Source organism: Salarchaeum sp. III, from assembly GCF_036418315.1.
GTDB lineage: Archaea > Halobacteriota > Halobacteria > Halobacteriales > Halobacteriaceae > Salarchaeum.
In genome coordinates, this window is the sequence record NZ_JAZHPG010000027.1 from 410,943 (window position 1) to 435,713 (window position 24,771).

The 24,771-nt window shown below is 68.5% G+C and carries 30 protein-coding genes; 12 read left to right on the top strand and 18 right to left on the bottom strand.

Annotation, left to right across the window (positions count from 1 at the left end):
• The first annotated feature begins 28 nt into the window (after window positions 1-28).
• Window positions 29-220, top strand: a complete 192-nt coding sequence (locus tag U3A55_RS12915; RefSeq protein WP_330991909.1) for a DUF7835 family putative zinc beta-ribbon protein — start codon at window positions 29-31, stop codon at window positions 218-220.
• On the opposite strand, the gene U3A55_RS12920 is transcribed toward U3A55_RS12915, so the two are convergent.
• Window positions 221-964 carry a DUF1028 domain-containing protein gene (locus U3A55_RS12920; protein ID WP_330991910.1) on the bottom strand — a complete coding sequence of 248 codons (744 nt, stop codon included), beginning with the start codon at window positions 962-964 and terminating at the stop codon, window positions 221-223.
• A 90-nt stretch (window positions 965-1,054) separates the two neighbouring features.
• Here U3A55_RS12920 and U3A55_RS12925 point away from each other — a divergent pair, with 90 nt between their 5' ends.
• Window positions 1,055-1,408 carry a cell division protein SepF gene (locus U3A55_RS12925; protein ID WP_330991911.1) on the top strand — a complete coding sequence of 118 codons (354 nt, stop codon included), beginning with the start codon at window positions 1,055-1,057 and terminating at the stop codon, window positions 1,406-1,408.
• A 1-nt stretch (window position 1,409) separates the two neighbouring features.
• On the opposite strand, the gene U3A55_RS12930 is transcribed toward U3A55_RS12925, so the two are convergent.
• Together U3A55_RS12930 and U3A55_RS12935 are read right to left on the bottom strand one after the other, a co-directional pair.
• Window positions 1,410-1,805, bottom strand: coding sequence for a DUF5611 family protein (locus U3A55_RS12930; protein ID WP_330991912.1), 396 nt, complete (start codon window positions 1,803-1,805; stop codon window positions 1,410-1,412).
• 41 nt (window positions 1,806-1,846) lie between these two features.
• A complete protein-coding gene (locus U3A55_RS12935; RefSeq protein WP_330991913.1) occupies window positions 1,847-2,779 on the bottom strand; it encodes a DUF7093 family protein in 933 nt (310 codons plus the stop codon).
• An 85-nt stretch (window positions 2,780-2,864) separates the two neighbouring features.
• Between U3A55_RS12935 and U3A55_RS12940 the strand changes: the two genes are divergently transcribed.
• Window positions 2,865-3,152, top strand: coding sequence for a DUF6432 family protein (locus U3A55_RS12940; RefSeq protein ID WP_330991914.1), 288 nt, complete (start codon window positions 2,865-2,867; stop codon window positions 3,150-3,152).
• A 46-nt stretch (window positions 3,153-3,198) separates the two neighbouring features.
• Entirely contained in the window at window positions 3,199-4,272 is a 1,074-nt protein-coding gene (gene ygfZ / locus U3A55_RS12945; protein WP_330991915.1) for a CAF17-like 4Fe-4S cluster assembly/insertion protein YgfZ, read from the top strand.
• Here the strand turns inward: ygfZ and U3A55_RS12950 are convergent.
• Together U3A55_RS12950 and U3A55_RS12955 are read right to left on the bottom strand one after the other, a co-directional pair.
• A complete protein-coding gene (locus U3A55_RS12950; RefSeq protein ID WP_330991916.1) occupies window positions 4,269-5,360 on the bottom strand; it encodes a geranylgeranyl reductase family protein in 1,092 nt (363 codons plus the stop codon). The genes ygfZ and U3A55_RS12950 overlap by 4 nt on opposite strands.
• 43 nt (window positions 5,361-5,403) lie before the next feature.
• Window positions 5,404-5,667, bottom strand: a complete 264-nt coding sequence (locus U3A55_RS12955; RefSeq protein ID WP_330991917.1) for a hypothetical protein — start codon at window positions 5,665-5,667, stop codon at window positions 5,404-5,406.
• A 72-nt stretch (window positions 5,668-5,739) separates the two neighbouring features.
• Here U3A55_RS12955 and U3A55_RS12960 point away from each other — a divergent pair, with 72 nt between their 5' ends.
• Entirely contained in the window at window positions 5,740-6,861 is a 1,122-nt protein-coding gene (locus tag U3A55_RS12960; RefSeq protein WP_330991918.1) for a serine hydrolase domain-containing protein, read from the top strand.
• Here U3A55_RS12960 and U3A55_RS12965 read toward each other — a convergent pair whose 3' ends face one another.
• The 3 genes from U3A55_RS12965 to uvrA all read right to left on the bottom strand — a co-directional run bounded on the left by U3A55_RS12965 (window position 6,862) and on the right by uvrA (window position 11,332).
• On the bottom strand, window positions 6,862-7,539 hold the full coding sequence (locus tag U3A55_RS12965; RefSeq protein ID WP_330991919.1) for an HNH endonuclease: 678 nt from the start codon (window positions 7,537-7,539) through the stop codon (window positions 6,862-6,864).
• 41 nt (window positions 7,540-7,580) lie between these two features.
• Window positions 7,581-8,243 (bottom strand): lactate utilization protein, encoded by a 663-nt coding sequence (locus U3A55_RS12970; RefSeq protein ID WP_330991920.1) that lies wholly within the window; start codon window positions 8,241-8,243, stop codon window positions 7,581-7,583.
• Window positions 8,244-8,359: 116 nt separating this feature from the next.
• Window positions 8,360-11,332, bottom strand: coding sequence for an excinuclease ABC subunit UvrA (uvrA, locus tag U3A55_RS12975; protein WP_330991921.1), 2,973 nt, complete (start codon window positions 11,330-11,332; stop codon window positions 8,360-8,362).
• 92 nt (window positions 11,333-11,424) lie between these two features.
• On the opposite strand from uvrA, the gene U3A55_RS12980 reads away from it, so the two are divergent.
• Window positions 11,425-11,997, top strand: coding sequence for an LURP-one-related/scramblase family protein (locus U3A55_RS12980; protein ID WP_330991922.1), 573 nt, complete (start codon window positions 11,425-11,427; stop codon window positions 11,995-11,997).
• A gap of 201 nt (window positions 11,998-12,198) precedes the next feature.
• Here the strand turns inward: U3A55_RS12980 and U3A55_RS12985 are convergent, their stop codons facing one another.
• Entirely contained in the window at window positions 12,199-12,672 is a 474-nt protein-coding gene (locus U3A55_RS12985) for a YbaK/EbsC family protein (RefSeq protein ID WP_330991923.1), read from the bottom strand.
• 294 nt (window positions 12,673-12,966) lie between these two features.
• Window positions 12,967-13,707, bottom strand: a complete 741-nt coding sequence (locus tag U3A55_RS12990) for an SDR family oxidoreductase (RefSeq protein ID WP_330991924.1) — start codon at window positions 13,705-13,707, stop codon at window positions 12,967-12,969.
• A gap of 77 nt (window positions 13,708-13,784) precedes the next feature.
• Between U3A55_RS12990 and U3A55_RS12995 the strand changes: the two genes are divergently transcribed.
• From U3A55_RS12995 to U3A55_RS13005, 3 genes are read left to right on the top strand one after another with little or no spacing between them, the layout of a single operon-like run.
• A complete protein-coding gene (locus U3A55_RS12995) occupies window positions 13,785-15,194 on the top strand; it encodes an LVIVD repeat-containing protein (RefSeq protein ID WP_330991925.1) in 1,410 nt (469 codons plus the stop codon).
• A gap of 26 nt (window positions 15,195-15,220) precedes the next feature.
• The gene (locus tag U3A55_RS13000; protein ID WP_330991926.1) at window positions 15,221-15,601 is read left to right on the top strand and encodes a NifU family protein; all 381 of its coding nucleotides are present in this window, start codon (window positions 15,221-15,223) and stop codon (window positions 15,599-15,601) included.
• Entirely contained in the window at window positions 15,602-15,967 is a 366-nt protein-coding gene (locus tag U3A55_RS13005) for a hypothetical protein (protein WP_330991927.1), read from the top strand.
• On the opposite strand, the gene U3A55_RS13010 is transcribed toward U3A55_RS13005, so the two are convergent.
• Both U3A55_RS13010 and U3A55_RS13015 read right to left on the bottom strand, forming a co-directional pair.
• Window positions 15,964-17,364, bottom strand: coding sequence for a DUF402 domain-containing protein (locus U3A55_RS13010; RefSeq protein ID WP_330991928.1), 1,401 nt, complete (start codon window positions 17,362-17,364; stop codon window positions 15,964-15,966). The genes U3A55_RS13005 and U3A55_RS13010 overlap by 4 nt on opposite strands.
• A complete protein-coding gene (locus tag U3A55_RS13015; protein WP_330991929.1) occupies window positions 17,361-17,753 on the bottom strand; it encodes a DUF7532 family protein in 393 nt (130 codons plus the stop codon). Before U3A55_RS13015 ends, U3A55_RS13010 begins: the two co-directional genes overlap by 4 nt.
• Before the next feature lie 249 nt (window positions 17,754-18,002).
• Here U3A55_RS13015 and U3A55_RS13020 point away from each other — a divergent pair, with 249 nt between their 5' ends.
• A complete protein-coding gene (locus tag U3A55_RS13020) occupies window positions 18,003-19,022 on the top strand; it encodes a PrsW family intramembrane metalloprotease (protein WP_330991930.1) in 1,020 nt (339 codons plus the stop codon).
• Here the strand turns inward: U3A55_RS13020 and U3A55_RS13025 are convergent.
• Window positions 19,019-19,609: a riboflavin synthase gene (locus U3A55_RS13025; RefSeq protein ID WP_330991931.1), complete on the bottom strand. Its 591-nt coding sequence runs from the start codon at window positions 19,607-19,609 to the stop codon at window positions 19,019-19,021. The genes U3A55_RS13020 and U3A55_RS13025 overlap by 4 nt on opposite strands.
• Window positions 19,610-19,684: 75 nt before the next feature.
• Here U3A55_RS13025 and U3A55_RS13030 point away from each other — a divergent pair, with 75 nt between their 5' ends.
• Window positions 19,685-19,912: a DUF7533 family protein gene (locus tag U3A55_RS13030; protein WP_330991932.1), complete on the top strand. Its 228-nt coding sequence runs from the start codon at window positions 19,685-19,687 to the stop codon at window positions 19,910-19,912.
• On the opposite strand, the gene U3A55_RS13035 is transcribed toward U3A55_RS13030, so the two are convergent.
• Genes U3A55_RS13035 through U3A55_RS13045 form a run of 3 tightly spaced genes read right to left on the bottom strand, consistent with a single transcriptional unit; the run spans window position 19,909 to window position 23,104 of the window.
• Window positions 19,909-21,057, bottom strand: coding sequence for a M24 family metallopeptidase (locus U3A55_RS13035; protein ID WP_330991933.1), 1,149 nt, complete (start codon window positions 21,055-21,057; stop codon window positions 19,909-19,911). The genes U3A55_RS13030 and U3A55_RS13035 overlap by 4 nt on opposite strands.
• Window positions 21,057-22,898, bottom strand: a complete 1,842-nt coding sequence (locus U3A55_RS13040) for an ATP-dependent helicase (protein WP_330991934.1) — start codon at window positions 22,896-22,898, stop codon at window positions 21,057-21,059. Before U3A55_RS13040 ends, U3A55_RS13035 begins: the two co-directional genes overlap by 1 nt.
• A gap of 47 nt (window positions 22,899-22,945) precedes the next feature.
• Window positions 22,946-23,104 carry a DUF7563 family protein gene (locus U3A55_RS13045; RefSeq protein WP_330991935.1) on the bottom strand — a complete coding sequence of 53 codons (159 nt, stop codon included), beginning with the start codon at window positions 23,102-23,104 and terminating at the stop codon, window positions 22,946-22,948.
• A gap of 94 nt (window positions 23,105-23,198) precedes the next feature.
• Here U3A55_RS13045 and U3A55_RS13050 point away from each other — a divergent pair, with 94 nt between their 5' ends.
• Window positions 23,199-23,936: a creatininase family protein gene (locus U3A55_RS13050; protein WP_330991936.1), complete on the top strand. Its 738-nt coding sequence runs from the start codon at window positions 23,199-23,201 to the stop codon at window positions 23,934-23,936.
• Here the strand turns inward: U3A55_RS13050 and U3A55_RS13055 are convergent, their stop codons facing one another.
• Complete coding sequence (locus tag U3A55_RS13055; RefSeq protein WP_330991937.1) at window positions 23,937-24,332, bottom strand: DUF5790 family protein; 396 nt, start codon at window positions 24,330-24,332, stop codon at window positions 23,937-23,939. It lies immediately after the preceding gene.
• A gap of 31 nt (window positions 24,333-24,363) precedes the next feature.
• Window positions 24,364-24,699: a dihydroneopterin aldolase family protein gene (locus U3A55_RS13060; RefSeq protein ID WP_330991938.1), complete on the bottom strand. Its 336-nt coding sequence runs from the start codon at window positions 24,697-24,699 to the stop codon at window positions 24,364-24,366.
• Window positions 24,700-24,771 lie beyond the last annotated feature (72 nt).

A 24,771-nucleotide genomic window follows, 5' to 3' on the forward strand; every position in this document is an offset into this window, starting at 1 on the left:
CGGTCGGTGTATTCTCGACCGAAGCACGATGGCCGGCGACCTGTCACTCCGCGACGAACCGTGTCCCGTCTGCGACGCCACCACGACGCACGCGGTCGCTATCGAACTCCGACAGGAATGCCCGGACGGCGACAACAGCGCGTACTCCCGCGAACCCTACCGCGTCACCGAGTGCACCGTCTGCGGCGCCTCCCGCGCTAGCCGCGTCCGTAGCGCCTGACTACTCCGAACCGTCGCCGTCTCCGCTCTCAGCCTCCTCTCCGTCCTCCACATCTTCCGTATCCTCCGCATCCTCTGCGTACTTCTCGAGCGCCGTCTCCTGACCCTCGCTCGCGAGCCGGAACGTCTCCCGGAGGTCCTGCACGGGCTCCGTGCTCGCGTCCACGCGCAGGTCGTCGTAGTACGGGTCGAACTCGCGGTCCTCCGTCGTCGCCACCTTCACGGCCGCGGACTGCACTTCGAGGTCCTCGCGCTTGTCCCCGCCCTCCGCCTGCCCGGCGCCGAGCGCGTCGATGAGGCGTTTCGCCAGCGGCTCCTCCCGATCGCCGTCCTCGTACGCCGCCGCCGTCTCCTCGATGACGGCCTCGCCGGTGAGGAGGTTCCCCGCGACCGTGTAGTTCTCCCCCACGAGGTCGCCGAACCACTCCCCGCAGTCGTCGCCCGAGAACGCGAACTCGCCCTGTGCGTCCACGCCGTGAAGCTGGCGCTCGGGCTTCCCGTCGTCCGCGTTCAACAGCGCGTCCAGCGCGTCCTCCACCGCGAGCCCGTCCCCGAGATACTCCACGCCCTTCCGACCGAGTTCGACGTTCACGAGGCTCTGCGTCGCCACCGCGCCGTGCTCGGAGACGAACGGACACAGCGTCCCCACGCCGGGAAGCCGCGTCGTCACCGCCACCCCGAACCGGTGCTGGGTGTCGCCGTCGTCGTCCTCGTACTCCTCCCGGACACAGATACTGAACGTCATACCCGTGGAGAATCAACGCGTCCGCGTAAAAGTCCGTGAACCGGCAGCCCCTCCGTAAACTCTATTGAGGCGCCTCGGGAGGACTATGGTATGGGATTCATGGATAAGATTCTCGGCGCGGGCGGAAGCTCGACCGAGGACTACGTCGAACTCGACGTCGGCGACTTCGAAACCAGCGCCGGCGACGCACGCAAGAGCGTCCACATCGCGGAAATAGACGGTCAAGAGGACGTCATCGCAATCAAGGACGCCGTCTACGACGGCGACGTCGTCATCGCCGACATCACCCGCCTCCGCACCGAGGACAAGATGGTCGACCACGTCATCGACGAACTCCGCCAGGTCGCCCAGGAGGTCGGCGGCGACATCGTCCAGAAGGGCGACGACCAACTCATCGTCACGCCGTCCGGCATCTCCATCAGCCGCGAAAAACTCAACCGATAGGTTACGAGACGCCGTCCGGCTTGTCCGCGTCATCTTCGACCGAGCGCTTCATCGAGTCGCGGCGGGACTTCGCGTCTCGACCCGTGACTTCCTTGAGGAAGTTGTTCTTCGCGCTCACGGCGTCCTGCGCGGCGTCAGCGTTCCCCTCGGCGATGACCTCCGCGGCCTCGCGCTCGACGAAGTCCACGCCGAGCTTGTCCTTCTTCCCCGAGTACTCGACCGCGCCCGCGACAATCCGCTCGAACACGGGATTGTCGGGGTCTTCAACCACGTAGAGGTCGCTGCCGTTGTACTCCTCGGTCGTCGTGACATCACCGAAGTACTCCTCGATTTTCCCCTTCAGGTCGGGAATCCTGTCTTCGAGGTGCTCTCCCCGCCGCATCTTGTACTCCTTCATGCACGGGAGAAGCCGCGGCGGAAGTATAACCCCTTCGTGTCCTACTGCTCCGCGAGGTAGCCCTTCCGGCACTCCGGACAGATGTCGCCCGCGCGCAGCGACGACCCGCTCACGCCCGTTCGGTGACCGCACTGCGGACAGACGAGTTCGGTGCCGTCCGCGTCGGCGACGCGCTCGGGGTCGAGACTGCCCGTGGACTCGAACCCGGCTTCGACGTACTCCACGTCCTCCTCCTCCTCGCTCGCGGGCTCCGCTTGCGCCGCGGCCTGCCCGCTCCCGTCGAGGTCGACGCCGCCGCCCGTCCCCGGTTTCGCGTCGAACCCCTCGTCGTCGCCCTCCACGTCCGGCCACGGGCTGTGCTCGCTCTCCGCCTCGCTCGCGTCGGCGACCGGCTCGCCGTCGCCCTCGGCGTCGAGGACTTCCGCGCCCTCGTCCTCCTCGGGCGCGCCGTCCGATACGTCCCCATCCTCCGCGCGCGCCGCGCCGCCCTCGGTCACGTCCCGTTCGTCCTGCCGGGTGTCGTCCGCGTCCGGCCACTGCCCGGGTTCACGGTCCGCCGGCACCTCCTCCTCCTCCTCGGCGGTGTCGTCGGAGAGGATGACGCCGTCGTCCTCCTCCGCGGACACGTCCTCGAACTCGCCAGCGCCCGCCTCCACAGCCGCGGACTCGCCGGCTTCGTCGGCGTGTTCGTCCGACCCGCCCCCCGAGACGCGCGTCACCGCGGCCTCCAGGTCCGGCGCGGGCGACGACTCCGCCGCATCCGCTGCGCCCGCCGATTCGTCGCTCTCGACCCGGGGGTCGGGCTTGATCGAGCGGACCTCGGTGTTCTCGCTCACGACCGACTCCGACCCGCACCGCTCGCAGATTTTGACCTCCCGAACGGTTTCGACGACCTCGTTTCCGCGTTCTTCGCGCTCGCGTTCGACCTCGGGCTCCCCGAAGTCGTGGCCGAGCAGCGAACACCTGAGTCCCATTGGCGAACGCGTATCCGAGCCAGCGACAAAAGACTACCGCTCGCCGGGGAACACGGCTAAGGGCCGGCGATGCGTACGTCTCGCCATGCAGGCAGCGCGCGAACATCGCGACCGCGAGCACCCCCAGACCGAAATCCTCGACGCGCTCGTCGGGCGCGACGAGGGAATGACGGTGTTCGAACTCCGCTCGCACGTCGACGCCGACATCGACACCCTCGAATCCGCGCTCTCCGACCTCAAGGACGACTCCCTCATCACCGCGGAGACCGAGAACGGCCGCACCGTCATCACCGCCACCACGAAGGCCGAACCCGAGCACGAGGACGCCGAGGAGACGTGGCTGGACCGCGTGCTCGACCGCCTTCCGTTCTGACGCCGTTTTCTATGGCTTTAACCGCGCGCGGCACTCCCCTTTTGGTATGACTGTGTTGCGGGAGTTCCACGATGACTACGGGGCGTCGTTCGTCGAGGTCGGCGACCGCGACCTCCCCGCGGACTACGGCCGGCCCGAGCGCACCCAGCGCGCCGTCCGGAACGCTGCGGGCGCGACCGAGATGGCGTACGGCGTGCTCGTCGTCACGGGCGACGACCGCGTCGACTTCGTCGACAACGCCGTCTCCAATCGCGTTCCCGAGCGCGACACCGAGGGCTGTTACGCGCTCCTGCTCGACCCACAGGGACGCGTCCGCACCGATATGTACGTCTACAACGCCGACGACAAACTCCTCGTGTTCACGCCCCCGCAGACCGCGGGCGACATCGCCGAGGAGTGGCGGGAGAACGTCTTCATCGAGGACGTGGACATCCGGGAGGCGACGGGGGAGTTCGCGGTGTTCGGCGTGCACGGCCCGAAGTCCACGGAGAAGATCGCGAGCGTGCTGCACGGCGGAACGCCGCCCGACGACCAGCTCACGTTCGACCGCGGCCGCATCAACGAGGCCGGCGTCACCGTCGTGCGGACGGACGGCCTCGCGGGCGAGGAAGGGTACGACGTGGTGTGCGCCGCTGAGGAGGCCGAAACCGTCTTCGACACGCTGCTCACGCGCGGCCTGAACGCCGTTCCCTTCGGCCGCACCGTCTGGGAGTCCCTCACGCTCGAAGCGGGCACGCCGCTGTTCGAGTACGAACTTCGGGACAGAATCCCGAACGTCGCCGGCGTCCGGAACGCCCTCGACTTCGAGAAGGGCTGTTACGTCGGTCAGGAACTCGTGTCGAAGGTCGAGAACCGTGGCCGCCCGAGCAAGCGACTGGTCGGCGTCCGACTGGACGACACGACCGAGGGCGGCGCCGACGTACTTCACGACGGCGAGCCCGTGGGCGAACTCACGCGCGTCCGATACAGCCGCACCCTCGACGCCCACCTCGCGTTCGCGTACGTCGACTTCGACACGCCCGCGGACGCCACCGTCGACGTCGACGACACCCGCGGCGAACTCGAAGCGCTCCCGTTCGTCGAGGGGAGCGACCGCTCGGCCCGTCTCCCCACCTACTAGCGCAGCATCGACCGCACCTGCTCCGCCGAGAACAGGCTGGTCGGCCGGTCCATGTGCACGCCGATTTCACCCTCGAACACCCGCATCCCGAGCTTCTGGACGGCTTCGGGCGCGTCGTAGCCTTTTCGGATGAGCTTCCCGAGGCGAATCTCGCGTTCGAGGTCGTCCCGCCACGCGGCCTCGTAGTCGTCGAGCGTCCGCGGGTTCGAGGGGTCGATGGTGGCGGCAGCGTGGTCGGCCGCGGTCATCCCGTAGAGAATGCCGCCGCCGGTGAACGGCTTCGTCATCCCCGCCGCGTCCCCGATGAGGAAGCCGCGCGTGCTCGTCACCGACTCGGCGGGGCCGACCGGAATCAGGCCCGAACACCGGTGTTCGATGCGCTCCGCGACGCCGTAGTCCGCGACGAGGTCGTCGAACCGGGTCGCCACGTCGCCGTCCGCGGACGGCGCGGCCGCAAGCCCGTACTCCACGCCGCCCGGACCGCGCGGGATGCGCCACGCGAAAAACCCGGGCACGGTGAGGTGAACGTCCACGAAGTCCTGATTATCCGGTTCGGGGTCGAACGCGAGCACGCCGTGCAGGAACTCCTCCGGCTCCGGCAGCCCGAGTTCGTCCCGAACGCGCGAACGCGGGCCGTCACAGCCCGCGACCATCCGCGCCTCCGTCCCGAACTCGCCGTCCGGCCCGTTCACCGTCAGTTCGACGTGGCCCGCGCGCTCCGTGACGCCGGTGACGGTGTGGTGGTCGCGCACGTCCGCGCCCGCGTCCGCGGCGGCCTCCGCGAGCGTCTTGTCCAACTCCACGCGGTCCACGGCGTTCGAAATCGGCGTCTCCGTGTAGAACTCGTGGCTCTCCGAGCCCGCGCCGCCCGTGTGGAAGCGCGCGCCGTAGATGTCGTTCTGGAACAACTCATCGCGCGCCTCCTCGGGAACGTACTCCCAGATATCGAGGCTGACGTGGCCCGAGCACGCGAGCGGCTTCCCTATCTCGCCCCGCTCGAACGCGACGACATCGTAGCCTTCCTCGGCGGCCCGCCGCGCGAACCGCGCGCCCGGCGGTCCGACGCCCACGACGGCGAAATCGTACATTACCGGCCAGTAGGCCCCGTATCGAGATATGTCTTGGGAGACCTCACGCGGCGAGCGCGAGGTTCAACAGCGCGCCGAGCAGAGCTACCCCGGCGGCGACGACGAGCGCGAACACCGCGCCCGCGGGAACGGTGAACTCCGCGGGGTCGCGCCGAACCGCGTCGTAGCCCGCGCCGACGACCATCGCGCCGCCACTGGCGGCGACGAACGCGGTCAGTAGGGTGCTCCCGCCCGTCACCGCGGTCTGCACCACGACCGCCACCCCGATGACCGCGAGCGCGCCGTTGTACACGTACAGCCGCTCCATACCCGTCGTTTCGCGTCGACGAACTAAGCCGTTGGGCCGAACGTATTTGTCGACAGGAATCCAGGTTCCGGTATGTCGGTCTTCGACGCGGACGGCCCGACCCGAATCGAACAGCTGTTCGCCGCCCAGCTCGACGCGGGGCTCCACCACGGCGCACAGCTCGCGGTGTACGACGGCGAGGACCGCGTCCTCTCGCTCGCGGGCGGCGAGACGGGGCCGGACGGCGACCCCGTGACGCCCGACCGGAAGTTCGTCCTGTTCTCCTGCACGAAGCCCTACACGGCCGCGTGCGTCCACCATCTCGTCGACGAGGGCGACCTCGCGTACGACGACTCACTCACCGATTACTGGCCCGAGTACGCCGACGAGGGAAGCGAAAAGGCCAAAACCACGGTCGCGGACGTGCTCACGCATCGCGCCGGCCTCGCGCTCACCGACCTCGACCGCCAGCCCGACACGTGGACGGACTGGGACGCGTCCGTCCGCATCCTCGAAGACGCCACCCCCAGGAACCTCGGCGACCCCGCGTACCACCCCGTGAGTTTCGGGTTCCTCGCCGGCGAACTCGTCCGCCGCGTCAGCGGGGACTCCGTCGGCACGTACGCTCGCGACCACGTCTTCGACCCCATCGAAATGGAACACACCCACATCGGCTTGCCCGAGACCGAACCCGACGACGTCGCGACGCTCACCGGATTCGACGACCCCGACCGCTGTCGCACTCCGCCCACCGGCCTCGGCCTCGACCGGAGCGACTCCGCCGCCACGTTCAACCGCGACCCCATCCACCGCGCCGAAATCCCCGCCGCGGGCGGCGTCGGCACCGCCGCGGACATGGCGCGCTTCTACGCCTGCCTCGCCAACGGCGGCCGCATCGGCGACGACCGCATCCTCGACACCGACACCGTCGCCACCCTCACCCGCGTCCACGCCCAGACCGAACGCGACCCCACGCTCTCCGTCCCCCGCCGCTACGGACTGGGCGTCGTCCGCGCCGGCACCGCCCACGACAAGTACGGCACGCTCGCCCCCGACCGCGTCTTCGGCCACGGCGGCCTCGGCAGCAGCGTCGCCTGGGCCGACCCCGGCACTGGAATCGCCTTCGCCTACGTCACTAACGGCATCCGCGACCCCATCGAGCACCGAGCACGCGTCAACGAACTCGCGGACGCCGTGCGAACGGTGTACGCGTAGCTACCACCAGTCGAGCGTCTCGTTGTGCCGGTCGAGGTACTCGGGCGCGACCTCGACGTCGATGCGTTCCGCGGACTGCTCGACGAGCGTTCGCGCGAGCGTCTCGCTCTCGGTCGTGAAGTCGGGCGCGAGCCGGAGGCGGTAGTCGGTGTCGAGCGTGAACAGGCCCGCGTCGAACGCCGCGTGGTGGGTCTTGCTCAACGGAAGCACGTTCTCCGGGTCGGTGCGGCGTTCGGGATGGTCCGCCCACGAGAGGACGTGCGCCACGTCGAGGAGGCGGTCGTGGTCGACTGCGGACACGGGACACCGGCGGCCGTACTGGTCGAGGACGTACTCGCGGAACGCCGCGGGCATCGACTGCGCGCCGACCGTCGTCTCGTACTCGCGAGCGGTGTACTCGGGTTCGCTATCCCGCTCCATCGCGCATTCCGGCGCTCGCTCCGCGTCGAGGTCGAGAATCCGGTAGGTACCCGCGCCGTCAACGAAGTCCACCTCGCCGCGGTCCCGGAGGTCCTGCATCACCCGGCTGAACGTCTGCCCCGGCGTGTTCGCGTCCGGATACTCGGCCTCGAACACCGGGCGCGCGAACGACAGGAACTCCTGTCGGTCGACGAAGTCGCTCCCCGTCTGCTCCCTGTACCGCGCGAGTTCCTGCCGAACCACCTGCCGCCACGTCATGCGGCGGCGTAGGTGATCAATCGATCAAAAGATTTCGACGATTAGTAGCCGAGCGTCTCCTCGACGAGGACGACGGTCGTCCGTCCCTCGACGGTCTCCTGGCGGAAGACGAGTTCCTTCGAGGGGTAGCTCTCGACGCCGTAGGCTTCCTGCGCGCGCTCGTTCTCGAACGCGTACGCGTACTCCTGGAGGCGGTCGCGCGCGGCGTCCTCGTCCGCGACGATTTTGTTCACGCCCGCGACGGTGACGACGTGCCCGGCGGCGAACGGGTACGCGCCGATGCGGCTGCCGGAGAGGTCGGCGGCGACGAGCGTGCCGTCCTCGCGGCCGATGGCGTTCACGCCCCCGAAGAAGTAGTCCGCAGTCTGGGCCTCGCGGCGGGCCTTCGCGCGCGCCTGGTCGTCGTCGATGCTGAAGACTTCCGCGTGGAGGTTCTCCCAGTCGTGGTCGCCCTCGTTCAGGTACTCCGTGAACCCGATCTCTTCGAGCGTCGTGGAGTGACCGTTCATGACGGACGCCTCCGCGGGAATCTCGTCCTGAACGAAGTCGAGCGCGGCCTCTGCGTCCGGGACGACTTCGACCTCGAACCCGCTCGCTTCCAGGCTCTCCACCGCCTCCTCGAGTTCGCTCTCGCTCGGATGGGCGTCCCACTCTTCGTCCACGCTCACGTCGTCGATGTAGTCAGATTTCGTCTGCTCGGACATACACGGATAGTGGGCTGGAACCCGGAAGAACACCGGGGTTGCGGCGGCGACTGCCCCCGCGAGTAACCCACGTGTCACCCGATTACGCCGGGTTCATCGACACCGACTCACACGCATCAGTCCTGTGCGGGCGCCGGCGCGTCGGGCTTCTCGCGGCCCTCACGCGGCCCCTCGATGTCCACCGCGGGGAGTTTGTCCCGGAGGTAGCGACCGGTGTGGCTGTCGTCCTCGCGCGCGACCTCCTCGGGCGTCCCGGTGGCGACGACTTCGCCGCCACGCTCCCCGCCCTCCGGCCCCAGGTCGATGACGTGGTCCGCGTTCTTCACGAGGTCGAGTTCGTGCTCGATAACTGCGATGGTGTTCCCGCGGTCCGTGAGCCGCTGCAATACCTGAATCAGCTTCCGCTCGTCCGCCGAATGGAGGCCCGTCGTGGGTTCGTCCAGCAGGTAGAGCGTGTCCCCGGTCGCCTTCTTCCCGAGCTCTTCCGCGAGCTTCACGCGCTGGGCCTCCCCGCCCGACAGGGTCGTCGACGGCTGGCCGAGCCGCATGTAGTCCAGACCCACGTCCTCGAGGAGTTTGAGCCGGCGGCCGAGCCGGGTGTCCGCCTCGAAGAACTCGCGGGCTTCCTCGACGCTCATGCCGAGCACGTCCGCGATGGTCTTCCCCTTGAACGTCACGTCCAGCGTCTCGTCGTTGTATCGTGCGCCCCCGCACTCCTCGCAGGGCACCTGCACGTCCGAGAGGAAGTTCATCTCGATGGTGACGGTACCCTGGCCTCCGCACTCCTCGCAGCGCCCGCCCTTCACGTTGAAACTGAAGCGGCCCTTGTCGTAGCCGCGCTGCTGCGCGAGCTTCGTCTGCGCGAACTTCTCCCGGACGTAATCGAACACGCCCGTGTACGTCGCCGGATTCGACCGGGGCGTGCGGCCGATAGGCGACTGGTCGATGAGTCGTACTTTCTCGATGTGTTCGGTGCCCTCGATGCCGTCGTGCTCGCCGGGGTCGACGCTCGTGTTCCCGTTCATCCCGCGCGCCAATCCCTTGTAGAGCACGTCGTGCATCAGCGTCGACTTCCCGCTCCCCGAGACGCCCGTGATGGCCGTGAACGCGCCGACGGGGAGGTCCACGTCCACGTCCGTGAGGTTGTGCTGGCGCGCCCCCCGAATCGTCAGGGTGTCCGACCACTCGCGGCGCTCCTCCGGCACCGGAATCTGCTTGCGGCCCGCGAGGTAGTCGCCCGTGATGGAGTCCTCGGACGCGACGATGTCGTCGAAGTCGCCCTGCGCGACGACCTCGCCGCCGTGACGCCCGGGACCGGGACCCATGTCCACGATGGTGTCCGCGCGCCGCATCGTCTCCTCGTCGTGCTCCACCACCAGCAGCGTGTTCCCGAGGTCGCGAAGCTCCTCGAGCGTGTTCAGGAGGCGGTCGTTGTCCCGCTGATGCAGGCCAATCGAAGGCTCGTCCAGCACGTACAGCACGCCGACGAGCCCGCTCCCGATCTGGGTCGCGAGCCGAATCCGCTGTGACTCGCCGCCGGAGAGCGTCGACGCCTCCCGGTCGAGCGTCAAGTATTCGAGGCCGACCTCCTCCATGAACCCGAGGCGCGCCCGAATCTCCTTCAGAATCTCCGCCGCGATTTTGCGGTCGCGCTCCGACATCCCGGCTTCGAGGCCCTCGAAGTGCTCGCGAGCATCCCCGATGCTCAACTGATTCACGTCCGTAATCGAGGTGTCCTTCACGAGCACCGCCCGCGACTCCGGCTTCAAGCGCGTCCCGTCACACGCCGGACACGCAGTCGTGCTCATGAAGTCCTCGATGTGCTCGCGCACCCGCTCCGAATCCGTTTCCCCATATCTCCGTTCGAGGTTCGGAATCACGCCCTCGAACGGCTCTTCCTTCCGCCGCACGCCGTTCTTCGTCTCCCGCCGGAACACCACGTCTTCGGTGGTCCCCCAGAGGAACGCCTCCTGCACGTCCTCGTCCAACTGTTCGAACGGCGTCGAGAGGTCCACGTCGAAGTGCCGCGCGACGTTGTCGAGGAGGTTCCGGTAGTACGACCGGTTGTAACTCCACGGCTCGAACACGTGCTTCACCGGCTTCGACGCGTCCTGCACCACGAGGTCCTCCGAGACCTCCTTCGACTGCCCCAGCCCCTCGCACTCCGGACACGCGCCGTGCGGGCTGTTGAACGAGAACGACCGCGTCTCGATCTCGCTGATGTCGATGCCGCAGTGCGTGCACGCGAGGTCCTCGCTGAACTCCACGACGAGCCGGTCCTCCCCGTTCTCGCCGTCGCTCTCCGCTCCCGCGAGGTCGCCCGTCGAGCGCGCGACCGCGCCGCCGAGTTCGGCGCCCTCGGGCGGGTCCGGAACGATGACCTTCAGCACGCCCTCGGCTTCCTCCAGCGCGGTCTCCACGGAGTCCGTGATGCGCGACCGCGCGTCCTCCGTCACTTTCACGCGGTCCACCACCACGTCGACCGTGTGGTCGTAGTTCTCGTCCAAGTCGGGGGACTCGACCGCGAGGTCGTACGACTCGCCGTCGACCTCGACCCGCGAATAGCCCTCCGCCATGAGCTCCTCGAACAGGTCCTCGAACGCGCCCTTCTGGTCGCGCACCACGGGCGCCGCGAGTTTCGCGCGCGTCCCCTCCGGGAGTTCCATCACGCGCCGCACCATCTGCTGGGCGGACTGCTCGCCGACCTCCCGTCCGCACTCCGGGCAGTGCGGCACGCCGACGCGCGCGTACAGCAGACGCAGGTAGTCGTGGAGCTCTGTTACCGTGCCGACCGTCGACCGCGGGTTGTTCGCCGCGTTCTTCTGGTCGATGCTGATAGCCGGCGACAACCCCTCCACCGACTCGACCTGCGGCTTGTCCATCTGCCCCAGGAAGTTCCGCGCGTACGCCGACAGACTCTCGATGTACCGCCGCTGGCCCTCCGCGTAGATGGTTTCGAACGCCAGGGACGACTTCCCCGACCCCGACAGCCCCGTCACGACCGTGAACTCCTCGCGCGGAATCCGCACGTCGAGGTCCTTCAGATTGTGCTCTTCCGCCCCGCGGACCTCGATGTAGTCCTCACTCATCAGTTACCGTTATTACGCGCGGACGAACGAAAACCCCTCGGTGCCGGCGTCCCACCCACGAGGCTTTTCACGTCCGGCGGCAATCCCCTCACGTGAGCGACTACGACATCTCCACCGTCAACCTCACCGGCGACCGTTACGAGGTCAAGCAGTCCTTCGTCCGGAACAAGTACACCGTCCGCGACGACACCGGGAACGTCGTCCTCCGCGGGAAGCAGAAGATGTTCAAACTCAAGGAGGAGTTCCCGTTCGTCACCGGCGACGACGAGGACGCCTTCACCGTCAAGGCCGGCGGCATCATGGATGTCGCCGGGAACTACACCATCACGGACGCCGGCACCGGCGACCCCGTCGTCGTTCTGGACGAGGACTGGTCGTGGTTCATGGAGAACTGGACGATTCGAGACCCCGACACCGGCGAAGCGCTCGCCACCATCACCTCGAAGAACAAGGTCCTCCAGGTCCTCCGCCACCTCGTCGGCGCCGCGAACCTCATCCCGAACAAGTACGAGATACGCGACCCGCAGGGCGACCACGTCGGCGACATCGAGGGCGAGTTCTCCCTCAAGGACACCTACACCGTCACCATCGACGACGCCAGCGACGTGCCCAAGGAAGCCGTGCTCGCCGCCGCCTGCATCCTCGACGCCCTCGAAAACAACTGACGCACGCTTTACGCTGCGCTCCGGCCACCATCGCTGGCCTCGCTCGGTAAAACCTGCACGAAAACTGCTCCTCCGTCGGTTCGTGCTTCGCACTCCCGTCCGTCGTCGGCCTCGCACGTCCTCCGGTCGTGCGAGTGAACCGCCGACCTTCCGGGGTCTCCGACCCGCCCGGTCGGCGAAAACGAACTACTAGTGCTGTACTCACTTCTCCGCCACGTCCGCGACCGCCGCGTCCGCCAGCTCGGCGAGGTCGTCGGGGTCGCTCGGCCACACGGCTTCCGGCGTGCCCGCGGCCGCCCACACCCGGTCGTGGTCGAGCAGCGTCTCGTCGAACAGCACGCGCGGACTCCCGTCGTGACACACCGGCGGCACGCCGCCGATACTGTACCCAGTCGCCGCTTTCACCTCGTCCGCGTCGGCCATCCGCGCCGACCCCGCGCCCACCCGGTCCGCGACCTTCACCGTGTCCACGCGGTTCGCGCCGCTCGTCACCACGACCACCGCGTCGTCGCCCTCGACGAGGACGATGCTGGACGCTATCTGCGCCACCTCGCAATCGAGCGCGTCGGCCGCGTCCGCCGCCGTCTTCGTCCCCTCCGGAAACTCCTCGACCTCGGGACGGAACCCGTACTCGGACTCCACGCGTCCCGCGAACTCCGCTGCTCGCTCGTGCATACCTCCCTCTCCCCGCCATCACTCAAAAACGTTCGCGCTCACGCAACTCTCCGAGAGTATTCTGGAAGCCAGCCTAGACGTTTTCGGGGAGCCAGCCGCCATCGATCTCGATATTCTACACGGACCTTTTCCGGCCTCACGTGCGTTCGGCCGCAAAATCTCCACCAAAACGAAGTCTAGACGTTTTCGGGGAGCCAGCCGCCATCGATTTCGATGTTCTACACGGACCTTTTTCCGTCTCGGGTCGCCTGCCGGCGACCGCTCGACGCAAAAATCTCCACCAAAAAGAGACGATCAGACGTTTTCGGGGAGCCAGCCGCCATCGATTTCGATGTTTTCCCCGCTGATGTAGTCCGAGTTCTCGTCGCAGAAGAAGAGGAGCGCCTGCGTCACGTCCGCGTAGTCGGCGGGCCGGCCGCGCGGGAGGTCGTCCGGGAACTCGTCGCTGTTCTCCACGACGTACGGCGAGACGGCGTTCGCGGTGATGCCATCAGATTGGGTGTCGGCGGCGAGCATCCGCGTGAACATCAGGACGCCCGTTTTCGCGGCGAAGTACGGGAAGTTCTTCGGACTCACCAGCCCCTTCTCGCCGGAGGCGTACCCGACGTTCACGACGCGCCCCCACTCCTGCTCGCGCATCGCGGGGAGCGCGCGCTTCGACGTGAGGTAGGTCGCGGTGAGGTTCGTGTGGATGACGTTCACCCACTCCTCGTACCCGATGTCCGTCCAGTGTTTCGGCGCGAAGTTCCCGACGTTGTTCACGAGCACGTCCACCGACCCGAGTTCGGCCTCGATTTCGCTGAAGAGGGCGTCCACCGATTCGGGATGCGTCACGTCGCCCTGCACGGTAACTGCGTCCCCGCTGCCGGCCTCCCGCGCCTCCTCCGCGGTCGCGTGCGCGGCGGCGTCGCTCGAATGGTAGTGGACCGCCACGTCGGCGTCGTTCCGCGCGAGAGCCAGCGCGAACGCCCGCCCGAGCCCCGTCGCGCTTCCGGTCACGAGCGCCGTTCGACCCTCGAGGTCTGGAGAGAGCATATCGACCCCTCGACCGCCAGCGACGAGAGGGTTCCGACGGACGCCACGTTTTTCTCCGCGTCCGGCGAACGCCCGGTATGGAGTTTTCCCGGCGCGCCGCGCTCAGGGCGGGCGCCGCGGCGCTCGCGCTTCCGCTCGCGGGTCGAGCGAGCGCGCATCCTGAGCCGTACGAACCACGGGATAGCGTCGCCATCGAGGGCGCGACGGAGGCCGTCGTCGGACCGGACGGAACCACGATATTCGTCGCCGCCACGACGGGGTTCGCGGTCGTGGACGCGAGCGACCCCACGGACCTCACGGTGCTCGCGGAGCGCCGCGGCCTCCTCGCCGACCGCGAGGACGGCCCCCTCACCGGGATTCACGACGTGAAGGTTCACGGAACCCGCCTCGCGGTCGTCGGTCCCGCGAACTCGGGGCGTCCGAGCGCGCTCCTCCTCTACGACGTGCGCGACCCCGCGAACCCCGTCCGCGAGGCCGTCCACGAGACGGACTACCCGATACACAACTGCTTCCTCACGGACTCGCACGCGTACCTCACCGCGAACCACAGCGACCGCCGCGAGCTCGCCATCGTCGACGTTTCCGGGACGCCGCGGGAGGTCGCGCGCTGGGGGGCCGCGGACGAGAACCCGGCGTGGCTCGACGTGCCGGGATTCCTCTGGTCGTGTCACGACGTGTACGTTCAGGACGGGGTCGCGTACGTCGCGCACTGGGACGCGGGCACGTGGCTGCTTGACGTCTCCGACCCCGCGAGCCCGGCCGTGATTTCGCACATCGCGCCCTACGACCCCGCCGACCTCGCGGACGCGCCGACGAGCCGGGGGTACGAACTCCCCGGGAACCACCACTACGCCGCGCCGAACGACGACGCCTCCGTCCTCGCGGTGAACAGCGAAGCCTGGGAGACGACCCCGGAGGACGACCGGACCGGCGGGCCGGGCGGCATCACGCTCTACGACATCACCGACCCCGCGAACCCCCGAGAACTCTCGCACATCCCCGCGCCCGAAACCGCCAACCCCGGACTCGGCGGAACGTGGACGACCAGCCACAACTTCGAACTCGCGGGCGACCGCCTCTACACGTCGTGGTACCAGGGCGGCGTGAAGCTGTTCGACGTGCGCGACCCCGCGGAGCCGTTCGAGCTCGCGTGGTGGCGTCAGCCCGCGGAGGCCGCGTTCTGGACCGCCCGCGCGGCCGCGGACTGCTTCGTCGCGAGCAGTTACGCGGGCGTCCCTGCCGGAACGCGCGGCGCGCTCTACGCGTTCCCCGACCACGCGGGCTACCAGCCGGACGCCCCGTCGCTCACCGCCACGACCACGACGGCGAACGCGACCACCACGACCGCGACGGCCACGCGGACGCCGACCACGACGGAATCGCCGTCCTCGGGAAGCACGCCCGGGTTCGGCGTGCTCGCGGCTCTGCTGGGCGCGGCGGGCGCTGCGGGAGTGGCGCGCTGGCTGCGGGACGAACCGAACAGTTAGGAGTCTCGACCCCGACAGTGGATACAATGAGTGATGCCGCGACCGACGCCAGCCTGCACGACGAGGTGGAGACCTGGCTCACGGCCCAGATGCCCATCATCAAGATGCACGGCGGGACGAGCGCCGTCCGGGAGGCCGACCCGGAGACGGGCGAGGTCGTCATCGAACTCGGCGGCACCTGTAGCGGCTGCGGCATCAGCCCGCGAACGGCCCAGCGCATCAAGACCGAACTCGCGAAGGAGTTCCCGCGCGTCACCGACGTGACGGTGCGCTTCGCGAGCGACGGCTCGGACAACTGGGGGACTGAGCAGGCGGAGTCCGTCATGGGCATCGACCGGAACGAGGGCGGTCGCGGCGGCCGCGGCGAGAGCGGGCCGGGCGAGACGGACCACCAGAGCCACTTCTAGATGGCGGGCGACCGTCACGCGCGCCTCGTCCGACTCGTGAACGCGGAGGCCGGCGATTACTTCCGGACGGGCGTCCGGTACACGTCCTTCGGCTGGGAGGTGCTCTACCGCCGCGACGACCTCCCGGACCAGCGACTCCGAGAGCGCAATCAGGCCATCGTCGACTGCGCGCGCGACCACGAACCCCTCCGGGAGCAGGACAGCCCGTTCGGCGACGTGCGGGCGAGCGTCGAACTCTACGAGGACGGCGTGCTCATCCATCTCCGGGAGGGAGCGCAGAACGGCGTCGTGCTCGCGTTCGAGGTGGACATCGCGAAGAACCTCGCGGGGTTCGTCGTGAAGTGCCAGCAGACGCTTCAGTCCTAGTCCCGGAACGCGTTCTCGATGCGGTCGGCCACGCCCGTCGCTTTCTCCGCTAACTCCGGCGTCACGAGCCCGTTTTCGACGCACGCCTGGAGTTCGTCGGCGTCGACTTGCTCGACGCGCCCGTCCGCGTGCTTGACCACGTCGAGGTGGAGGTCGACGTACCGGATACCCGACGGAAAGAGTTCGAGCGGCGTGTTCACGTTGATGTACGTCCCGCGCCGGGTACCGTCCGCGCCGCGGTAGACGGTCGGATACCACCACCGTCCCTCCTGGAAGCGCGTAATCGCCACGTCGCCCTCTTGGCGTTCGACGCCGAGCGCGTCGTACGTCCCGCCCGCGGTCATCTCGCGCTCAACGGTGACGCGGCCCGCGTCCGGGTCGCAGTCCGTGACCTCGCCGCGGCCGAGCGTGATGAGGCGGCCGTCCGGCTTCCCGTGCTCGATGGCGACCGTGTCGCCCGCCGCGGGTCCGAACTGTTCGCTCACCGCCGCGAACGGGAACTCCTCGGGGAGCGCGCCGAGCGACTCCGCGAAGTCCACGGCCGTGCTCGCCGACGAACTCCCCGCTTTGATGCGGTGATGGCCGACGATGGTCTCGGTGACTCGCCGTCGCACGTTGTCGAGCGCGCGCCGCGCGTCCCCGCCGAACCACACCCAGGTCGTCGCGTCCGTCACGGCCACCCGCGCGGGCACGTCGTCGATGTCCACGCCGCCGCCGAGCGCGGCGTCCAGCGACTCCGCCGCCTCGACGGCGTTCGCGAGCGCGTCGCCGAGCGCGTCCATCGACAGGTCGGCCGCGGCGTCCCCCCACTCGACCGCCCAGCCGTCGGGCACCTCGGGTGAGAGGATTTCGGTCGTGCGCGCCAGTTCGGGCGCACTACTGGGAGTATCCGCGACGAGCGCGTCCCGCCCGCGGACGAGCGTCGCCGCGTCGCCGAACGCCCGGAGCTCCGTCGAGAGGCGCGGCCGCCGGGACTTCCACGGTGGGTTCGGGTCCACGACCTGCACGCGCACCGTCTCCCCGTCGTCCACGTACCCTTCGGCGTCGTCGAACGGCAGATACCCCTCGTTCTCGCCGAGGTCCACGACCGCGCCGCCGCCCCGTGTCTCCGTCACGTACCCCTCGAACACCGCGCCGCGCGGCGCGCCGTCCCGGTAGGCGAACACGTCCACGCCCACGTTCCGGAGGCGTTCGACGACAGCGTCGACGGTGTCGGGGTCGCCCGTGACGCCGACGCCCTGCCGGTCGCTCGTCGTCGAGACGTGCGCCGCCGCGGAACCCGGGCCGAACTCGCGGTCGAAGCGCTCCCGAATCGGGTCGGAGGGGTTCGTGACGCCGACCTCGGCGAGGAGTTCGGTGAGTGCGGTGGCGTAGATGCCGCGCACCGAGACGGTCATTCGAGCCTCGCGCGGTCGGGCGCGAAGCGCACCCGGTCGTGGACGGCCTGGCCGAGTTTGAGTTCGACGAACGTCGGCGTCCCGTTCTCCTTGTCGAGGACGCGCGCGCTCTCCACGTACGCGCCCCACGTGTCGAACCGCAGGAACCCGCGGATGTCCTGACTGTGCGTGAACAGGTCGGCGTACTCGACCGCGTGCTCGGGATACTCGCTCGAACTGTGCGTCAGGTCCATGTCGGAGTAGACGGTCGCGTGCGACTCGAAGAAGTCCTCGACGCGCGCCGCGGTCTCGCGGGCGTCCGCCGCCACCCGCTCCTCTACCTCGCGGAGGGTCGCCGGGTCAACGCCGGCGTCGTGGAGCTCCGCGCGCACCCGCTGGTCGAACAACATATCCCTACCTCGATACCGCACTCCCTAAAATCAGTCGTCGGCGGGCGCCGGCGTCGCGCTCTCGCTCTCGGCTGTCGGTGTTCGTCGCTCTTCCTCGGGCGGCTCCGTGTACAGGAGTCCGCGGCTCTGACTGAATGCCATACCAACTGGTGACACGGACTGGTAGATAAGCCGCACCCTTTAGGCATATTATGACGTACCCATTTTCTGGCGGGAACGGTTTTGTGGACCGCTTCGGTAGCCCCGCGCATGTCGGAGAAACGCGACCCAGTGCAGCGCGCCGCCACGGGCGACCGCGACCTCTACGATATCACCGACTGGGAGGTCCGCACCGTCCTCGACCGGGCCGCGGTCGCCGTCTACGACGGCCTCGTCACCAGCAGCAGGTACGCCGTCGTCCTCCTCGCGCTGCTCGTCGTGTTCGCGCTGTTCGCCGCGAGCCTCGGCTTCGTCTTCCTCGAACGGCCCTACGTCGCCGCGTACGTCGTCCTCTCCGTCGTCCCAGCGCTCGGTCTCGTCGCGTACGTCTGGCACACCGACACCACGACTGGCGAACCCCTCCACCTGCTCGCCGCCACGTTCGTCCTCGGCTTCCTCTTCGCCGGGTTCGCCGCCGTCCTCAACACGCTCCTCCAGGAGGCGTTCGCCCTCGTCGGCATCACCTGGATGGTCGTCGTCTTCTTCCTCGTCGTCGGCCCCGTCGAGGAAACCGTGAAACTCCTCGCCGTCCGCCTCTACGCCTACCGCAGCGACCGCTTCAACGCCGTCGTCGACGGCGCGGTGTACGGCGCCGTCGCCGGCCTCGGGTTCGCCACCATCGAGAACGCCATCTACATCGGCCGCGACGTGCTCCAGACCCTCCAGGCGACCGGCGTGAACGCCGACATCGCCGTCCTCCAGATAGCCGCCGTCCGCACGTTCGCCGGCCCCGGTCACGTCATCTACTCCGCGTTCGCCGGCTACTACCTCGGCCTCGCGAAGTTCAACCCCGAGAACAAGGGCCCAATCGTCGTGAAGGGACTGCTCGTCGCCGCGCTCATCCACGCCACCTATAACACCGCCGTCAGCAACCTCCACCTCGTCTACCAGCCGCTCGGCATCCCCGAAGCACTCGTGTTCATCGCGTTCGTCGTCCTCTACGACGGCTTCTTCCTCTCCGTCCTCGTCCGGAAACTCAAGCGCTACGGGACCGCCTACGAGGAGTCGGACGCCGCGCGCTACGACGAGGGCGACACCGACCTCAAGAGCGTCGTCCGCAGAATCGACTAGTACGAATCCAGGCGCTCGACGTACTTCGCCACCACGTCCACCTCGACGTGCACCGGACTTCCCGCCGACTTCTCGGAGAGCGTCGTTAGCTCGTACGTCGTCGGAATCACCGCCACGTCGAACGTTCCGGCGTCGTCGTCCACGTCGGCGACGGTGAGGCTGATGCCGTCGAGCGCAACCGACCCCTTCTCCGCGACGTACCGTTCGTAGCCGTCGGGGAGCGCGAACGTGAACGTCCAGTCCTCCCCGACCTGCTCGACCGCCACGACCTCCGTGACCGTGTCGACGTGTCCCTGCACGATGTGGCCGTCCAGCCGACCGTCCGCCGGAAGCGCGCGCTCGAGGTTCACCACGTCGCCCGCGTCCAGTTCTCCGAGGTACGTCTTCTCCAGCGTCTCCGCCGCCGTGAACGCCGAAAACCAGTTCTCTCCATACTCTTCGACGGTGAGGCAGACGCCGCTCACGCTGATACTCTGGCCGTGCTCGAACCCGCTCAGCTCCGCCGTCTCGATGCGGAGCCTGCGGCCGTCGTCCGTCGACTCCACCGACGCCACCGTGCCGGTGTCCTCGACGATTCCCGTGAACATACGTCCAGTACTGGGATGCGACTCAAATGTGTTGCGAACGCGGGGTTTAGGGCGCTCGAACGCCCCCTGTACGCCATGGGCATCATCGGCACCGTGAAGTTCGCCGCGACGTTCGCGTTCGCGCTCCCCGTCGCGCTCTACGGCGTGAACCGCGTCAGCACCGGCCACACCGCCGGCTGGGCGTTCGTCGCGATCGCTCTCCTGATGCTGGCCGCGGAACGCTACATCACGACGCCGTTCGACCTCCCCGAACGCGCGGCCGAGGAAGCCGCCGGCGCCGTCGCGGACGACGACGAGGACTAAGCCCGCGGCGTGAACGACCGCGGGTACTCGCCGAGATACTCGAACCCCTCCTCGGTGACGACAACGAGGTCGCCGAGCCGAACGCCGCCCTCCGCGGGGTCGTAGACGCCCGGTTCCACCGCGAGCACGGTCCCGGGGTCGAGACGGGTGTCGCTCGGCACCGCGGGAGCCTCCCGGCGGCTCACGCCGACGCCGTACCCCGTTCCGTGGGTGAACCCGGTGTCGCCGTAGCCCGCGGCGAAGCCGTACGCGCCGATTTCCGCCGCCGTCTCCTCGTGCACGAGACTCGCGTCCGCGCCGCCCGCGAGTTCGTCGAGACCGGCCTGCTGTGCCGACTCGACGGCGAGGAACGCGCGGCGCTCCCAGCCGCCGTCTGAGTCCACGACGAACGTCCGCGTCAGCGCGCCGTGGTAGCCGTGCGGCCCCCGCGGGGACACGTCCACGACGACCGTTTCGCCCGGACGGACGGGTACGTCCCCCCGGAAGTGTCGGTCCGTGCACGCGCCGCCCGCCGCGACCACCGTGTTCGCCGCCGGCTCCGCGCCCGCCCGGACGAGCGCGGCATCCACCTCGCGGCGGAGGCGTGTCGTCGTCAATCGGTCGCCCTCGAACCGGAGCGCGTCGCCAGCGCCGGCCGCGTCCGCGGTGGCGAGCACGGTCTCCGCGCGCCGCATCCCCGCCGCCGCCGCGGCCTGCACCTTCCGCAGCGCCTCGACTTCTTCGGGCGCCTTCACGACGCGCTCGCGAGCCACCGCGTCGGTGGACGCGAGGTCGAACCCGGTGCGTTCCAGTCTGACGGCGGCGTCGTGCGGCACGTCCTGCGGGACGAGCACCGTTCCCTCGGCGTCGTACGCCTCCAGCACCTCGACCGCGCGACCGCCCGGCGTGTCGGCGCGCAGGTCGTCCGGCGCGTACACGTAGTCGCCCGCGAACTCCCGCCTGGCCTGCCGCTCGAATCCCGCGGGTGCGCAGAGCACGGCGTCACCGCCGACGAACACGAACGCGTACCGCTCGTCCGGTCCCGAAAAGCGCGTGAGAGACCGGAGGGTGTCGTCGCACCGGCCGCCGACGTGCACGAACCCGGTCGCGTCCCGGGCCTCCAGTTCGTCGTAGAGGAACGCGAACGTGGTCTCCGGCGCGACCATCAGTTCAGCTGGATGGGTGCTTCCGCGTCACCGAGCGACTCCTCCAGCGGCTCCCCCGTCGGCGTCCCGTACAGCAGCACGTCGATGGGGAGCGTCGGCGCGCCGTTGATGACGTTCTGCATCAGGACGAGGCGCTCGCGGGCGCGACTCATCCCGACGTAGAACACGCGGCGCTCGTTGTCCGTGAGGAGCGGAACCGGGTCGGTCTGGCGCGTGAACTCCTCCACGCCGTCCGGCACCTCGGACTCGTCCGCGGTCGCCGCCATCTGCTCGACGACCTTCTCCGTCAGGTCCGTCCCGAGGAACACGTGGTCCGCCTCGCGGCCCTTCGCGGAGTGAATCGTCCCGACGCGCACCCGGGACGGGTCCATCCCCTCGTAGTCGCCCGCGAAGTACGCGTCCACGGACTTGCGCTGGTAGCGCGTGACCTTCCGCAGCATATCGGCGGCCGCACCCGGGGACGGCATGAACGGCGCGTACTCCTGAATAACCTCGGCCTCGATTTCGATCTCGGTCGCGTCCTCGGTCTCCGCGGCCTCCTCCCGGTCCTCGATTTCGTCCCGGAGGTCGCTGCGTTCGTTCGTGCTGAACGCCGAATCCTGCAACATATCGGCCACGCGCCGCGCTTCGAGCGCCGTCACGGGGTCTCCCTCGTGTATCTTCTCCACCGCGTGCACGTAATCCGCGAGGCGGTCCGTCCACAGCCGCTGATCCGTCAGCGCCTTGAACGGGATGCCGTTTCCGATGAACTCGTCCACGAACTCGAACAGCTGGTAGCGCGCCCGGAACAACACCATCACCGTGTCGTCCTCCGTCGACGCGATGGTCTGCTTGACGTTCCGCGCCACGTCCAGCATCGACGGACTCTCCACGGCCTCCACGGTACCGCCCTCCTTGCGCGGCTTCAGGTCTTTCTCCTGTCGGTTCTCGATGTGTCCGATCTCCTGCTGCACCACCTTCAAGACCTCCGAGGGGAGGCGGTAGGAGTTCGGGAGGATGACGTCGTCCGTCACCTCCGTTTCGAGGAGGAGGTCGGGGTCGGCGCCCTGCCACGCGTACACGACCTGGTCGTCGTCGCCCGCGATGAGCACCGCTTCCATGTGCGGCTTCCACTCCTCGTACACGTCGTACTGGAGCGTCGTGATGTCCTGGAACTCGTCGATAACGAGGTAGTCGACGTTCGGGACGAGGGAGCGCTGTCCAACGCGCTCCAGCATATCCGCGAACCCGACGAGGCCCTCCTCGCCCTTGTACGCCCGCCACGCCCGAATCGCTTCGGGGATGTCGAAGCGGTCGTCGTCGGACGGCCACGTCGGCGTGTACTTGTTCCCGGTCTGCGCGTTGTCGTCGATGTCCGGCGGCAGCCTGACTTCCTCGTCGTTCCACCGGAAGGGAACGTCGTACCAGTCCGCGACGTCACGGCTCGTCCGCTGGAGCCACTGGCTCGTCGCGATAACCTTGTTCCCGAGCGTCGTCGAACGCGCCGTCCGCCGACTCCCCGACGAGTACTCGTCCTCGTACGGCAGTCCGTAGTCTTCGCAGAAGTCCTCCTTGGCGGACTCCCCAACTACGTCGCTCCGCGAGAGGTCGAGGAGTTCGTACGCCTTCGCGTGCATCGTGCAGACGTTCCCCTGCAGCGACCGCGGGTTCACGTCCAACCGCTCCGCTAGCCGCTCGCGGACCTCGGCCGCCGCTGCGCGCGTGTAGGAGACAACGAGGATGTCGCGAACGTCCACGTCGTCGTCCTCGAGGATTTCCTCGACGTGGTCGAGCAGTGCGGTCGTCTTCCCGCTTCCCGGCCCACCGAACAACCTGGTGACTGCCGGCTCCGACTCGGTCATTGGACCACAACAGGAACCGATACCGTATAAATAGCGTGACTTCGCGGTTACGTTCGCCGCGTCGACCGTGCCTCTCTCACTTGCGCACCGTCGCGGATCTTGTCCTCGCAGTTCGGACAGACGCGCGGCTCAGCCTCACCGTTCGGCGTAAAGACTCGTGCGTACGCGTCCGTCACGAACGACTCGCAGTTCTGGCACTCCGGCATAGCTGTACTTCCTCGTTTCTGTTCGCCGATATTAATGCCGTCGGCCGATGGGGGAAGGGAAAGGCCGATTACGCCCTCCGCCGTTCCCCCGCGTATGCGACTCAGCGAGGCCGCGTGGCCCGACACGACCGATCTCGACCCGGACGCCGTCCTCGTTCCCGTCGGCTCCACCGAACAGCACGGCCCGCACGCCCCGCTCGGCACCGACCACCTCACCGCCGAAACCGTCGCGAACGCCGCCGACGACGCCTACGACGGCACGCTCGCCGTCACTCCCACCATCACCGTGGGAATCAGCGAGGAACACCGCCAGTTTCCCGGCACGATGTACGTCTCCCCCGACACCTTCCGCGACTACGTCCGGGACGCCGCGACCTCCGTCCTCGACCACGACTGGCGCACCATCGTGTTCGTGAACGGCCACGGCGGCAACACCGACGCCCTCCGCGAAGTCGCCGCCGACATCACCCGCCACGAGGACGCCTACGCCGCCGCCTACACGTGGTTCGACGCCGTCGGCGACCACTCGAGCGAGATGGGGCACGCCGGCCCGCTCGAAACCGCGTTCCTCCGGCACACCCACCCCGACCTCGTGCGCGAGGACCGCATCGAGGACGCCCGCGACGGCGCGAGCGACGGCTGGGGTGACTGGACGAGCCACATGAACCTCGCCTACGACTCCGCGGAGTTCTCCGAGAACGGCGTCGTTGGCGACCCCACAGAGGGGTCGGCGGAGCGCGGCGCGGAACTCCTCTCGCTCGCCACCGACGCCCTCTGCCGGCTCGTCGACGAACTCGGAGCGCGAGACACCTCCCGACCGCCCCACAAGTAACTACTCCTCGTCGTCGTGGAGGCTCTCCAGCTCGCCGCGGAGTTCGGGAATCGTCGACGCGAGGTCGCCGACCGTCTCGGAGACGTCTTCGAGGTCGTCGAGCACGTCCTCGATGGTCTCGATTTCCTCGCGCAAGTCCTCGGCGTCCTCGAAGGCGTCCGCGCGCTCGCCGATGGTGAACCACTTCTTCGCGTCCCGCAGGTGGCCCTCGACCTCCTCGGCGGCGAGCGCGGAGCGCAGGCCGTTCAGCACGCCGAGCGTGTTGTCCGCCTCCACGGTCCAGATGGCGTCCGACTCGGGGAGCGCCGCCCGTGCCGCCGCGAGGTGTTCCTCCACGTCGCCGCGAATCTCGTCCGCCGCCTCGCCGAACAGCTCCTCGTCCTCCATGTCACTCATACACGGGAATTCGACGGAGAGGCCTTTAAAACTACGCCGGGGATTCGACGGATTCGAGCCGCATCAGCGGGTAGCCGTCCGCCATCTCCATCGCCGCCACCACCTCCGCGCCCTCGTAGTCGACGGCGAGTTCGACCTCCATGTACTCGCCCGTCAACTCCGTGTAGCCGTGACTGGTGTCCAAGCGGTCCGTGAGGATGGTGACGGAGACGCGCTCGCAGTACGGCTGATTCTCGATGGATTCCTCGATGGCCCGTTCCAGTGACGGCGCGCTCTCGGGACTCACGGGAGTCCCCGCGAACTGGTGGTAGAGCGCGCCGAACTTGATTCCCGCCTCGAAACACGCCTCCTCAGGAGTGCTCGCCATAGTCCGTGTCGAACCCGCGGCGAGTAAGAGGTGTCGCCTCCGACCGGGAACCGCACCATTGATTTCCCCGCT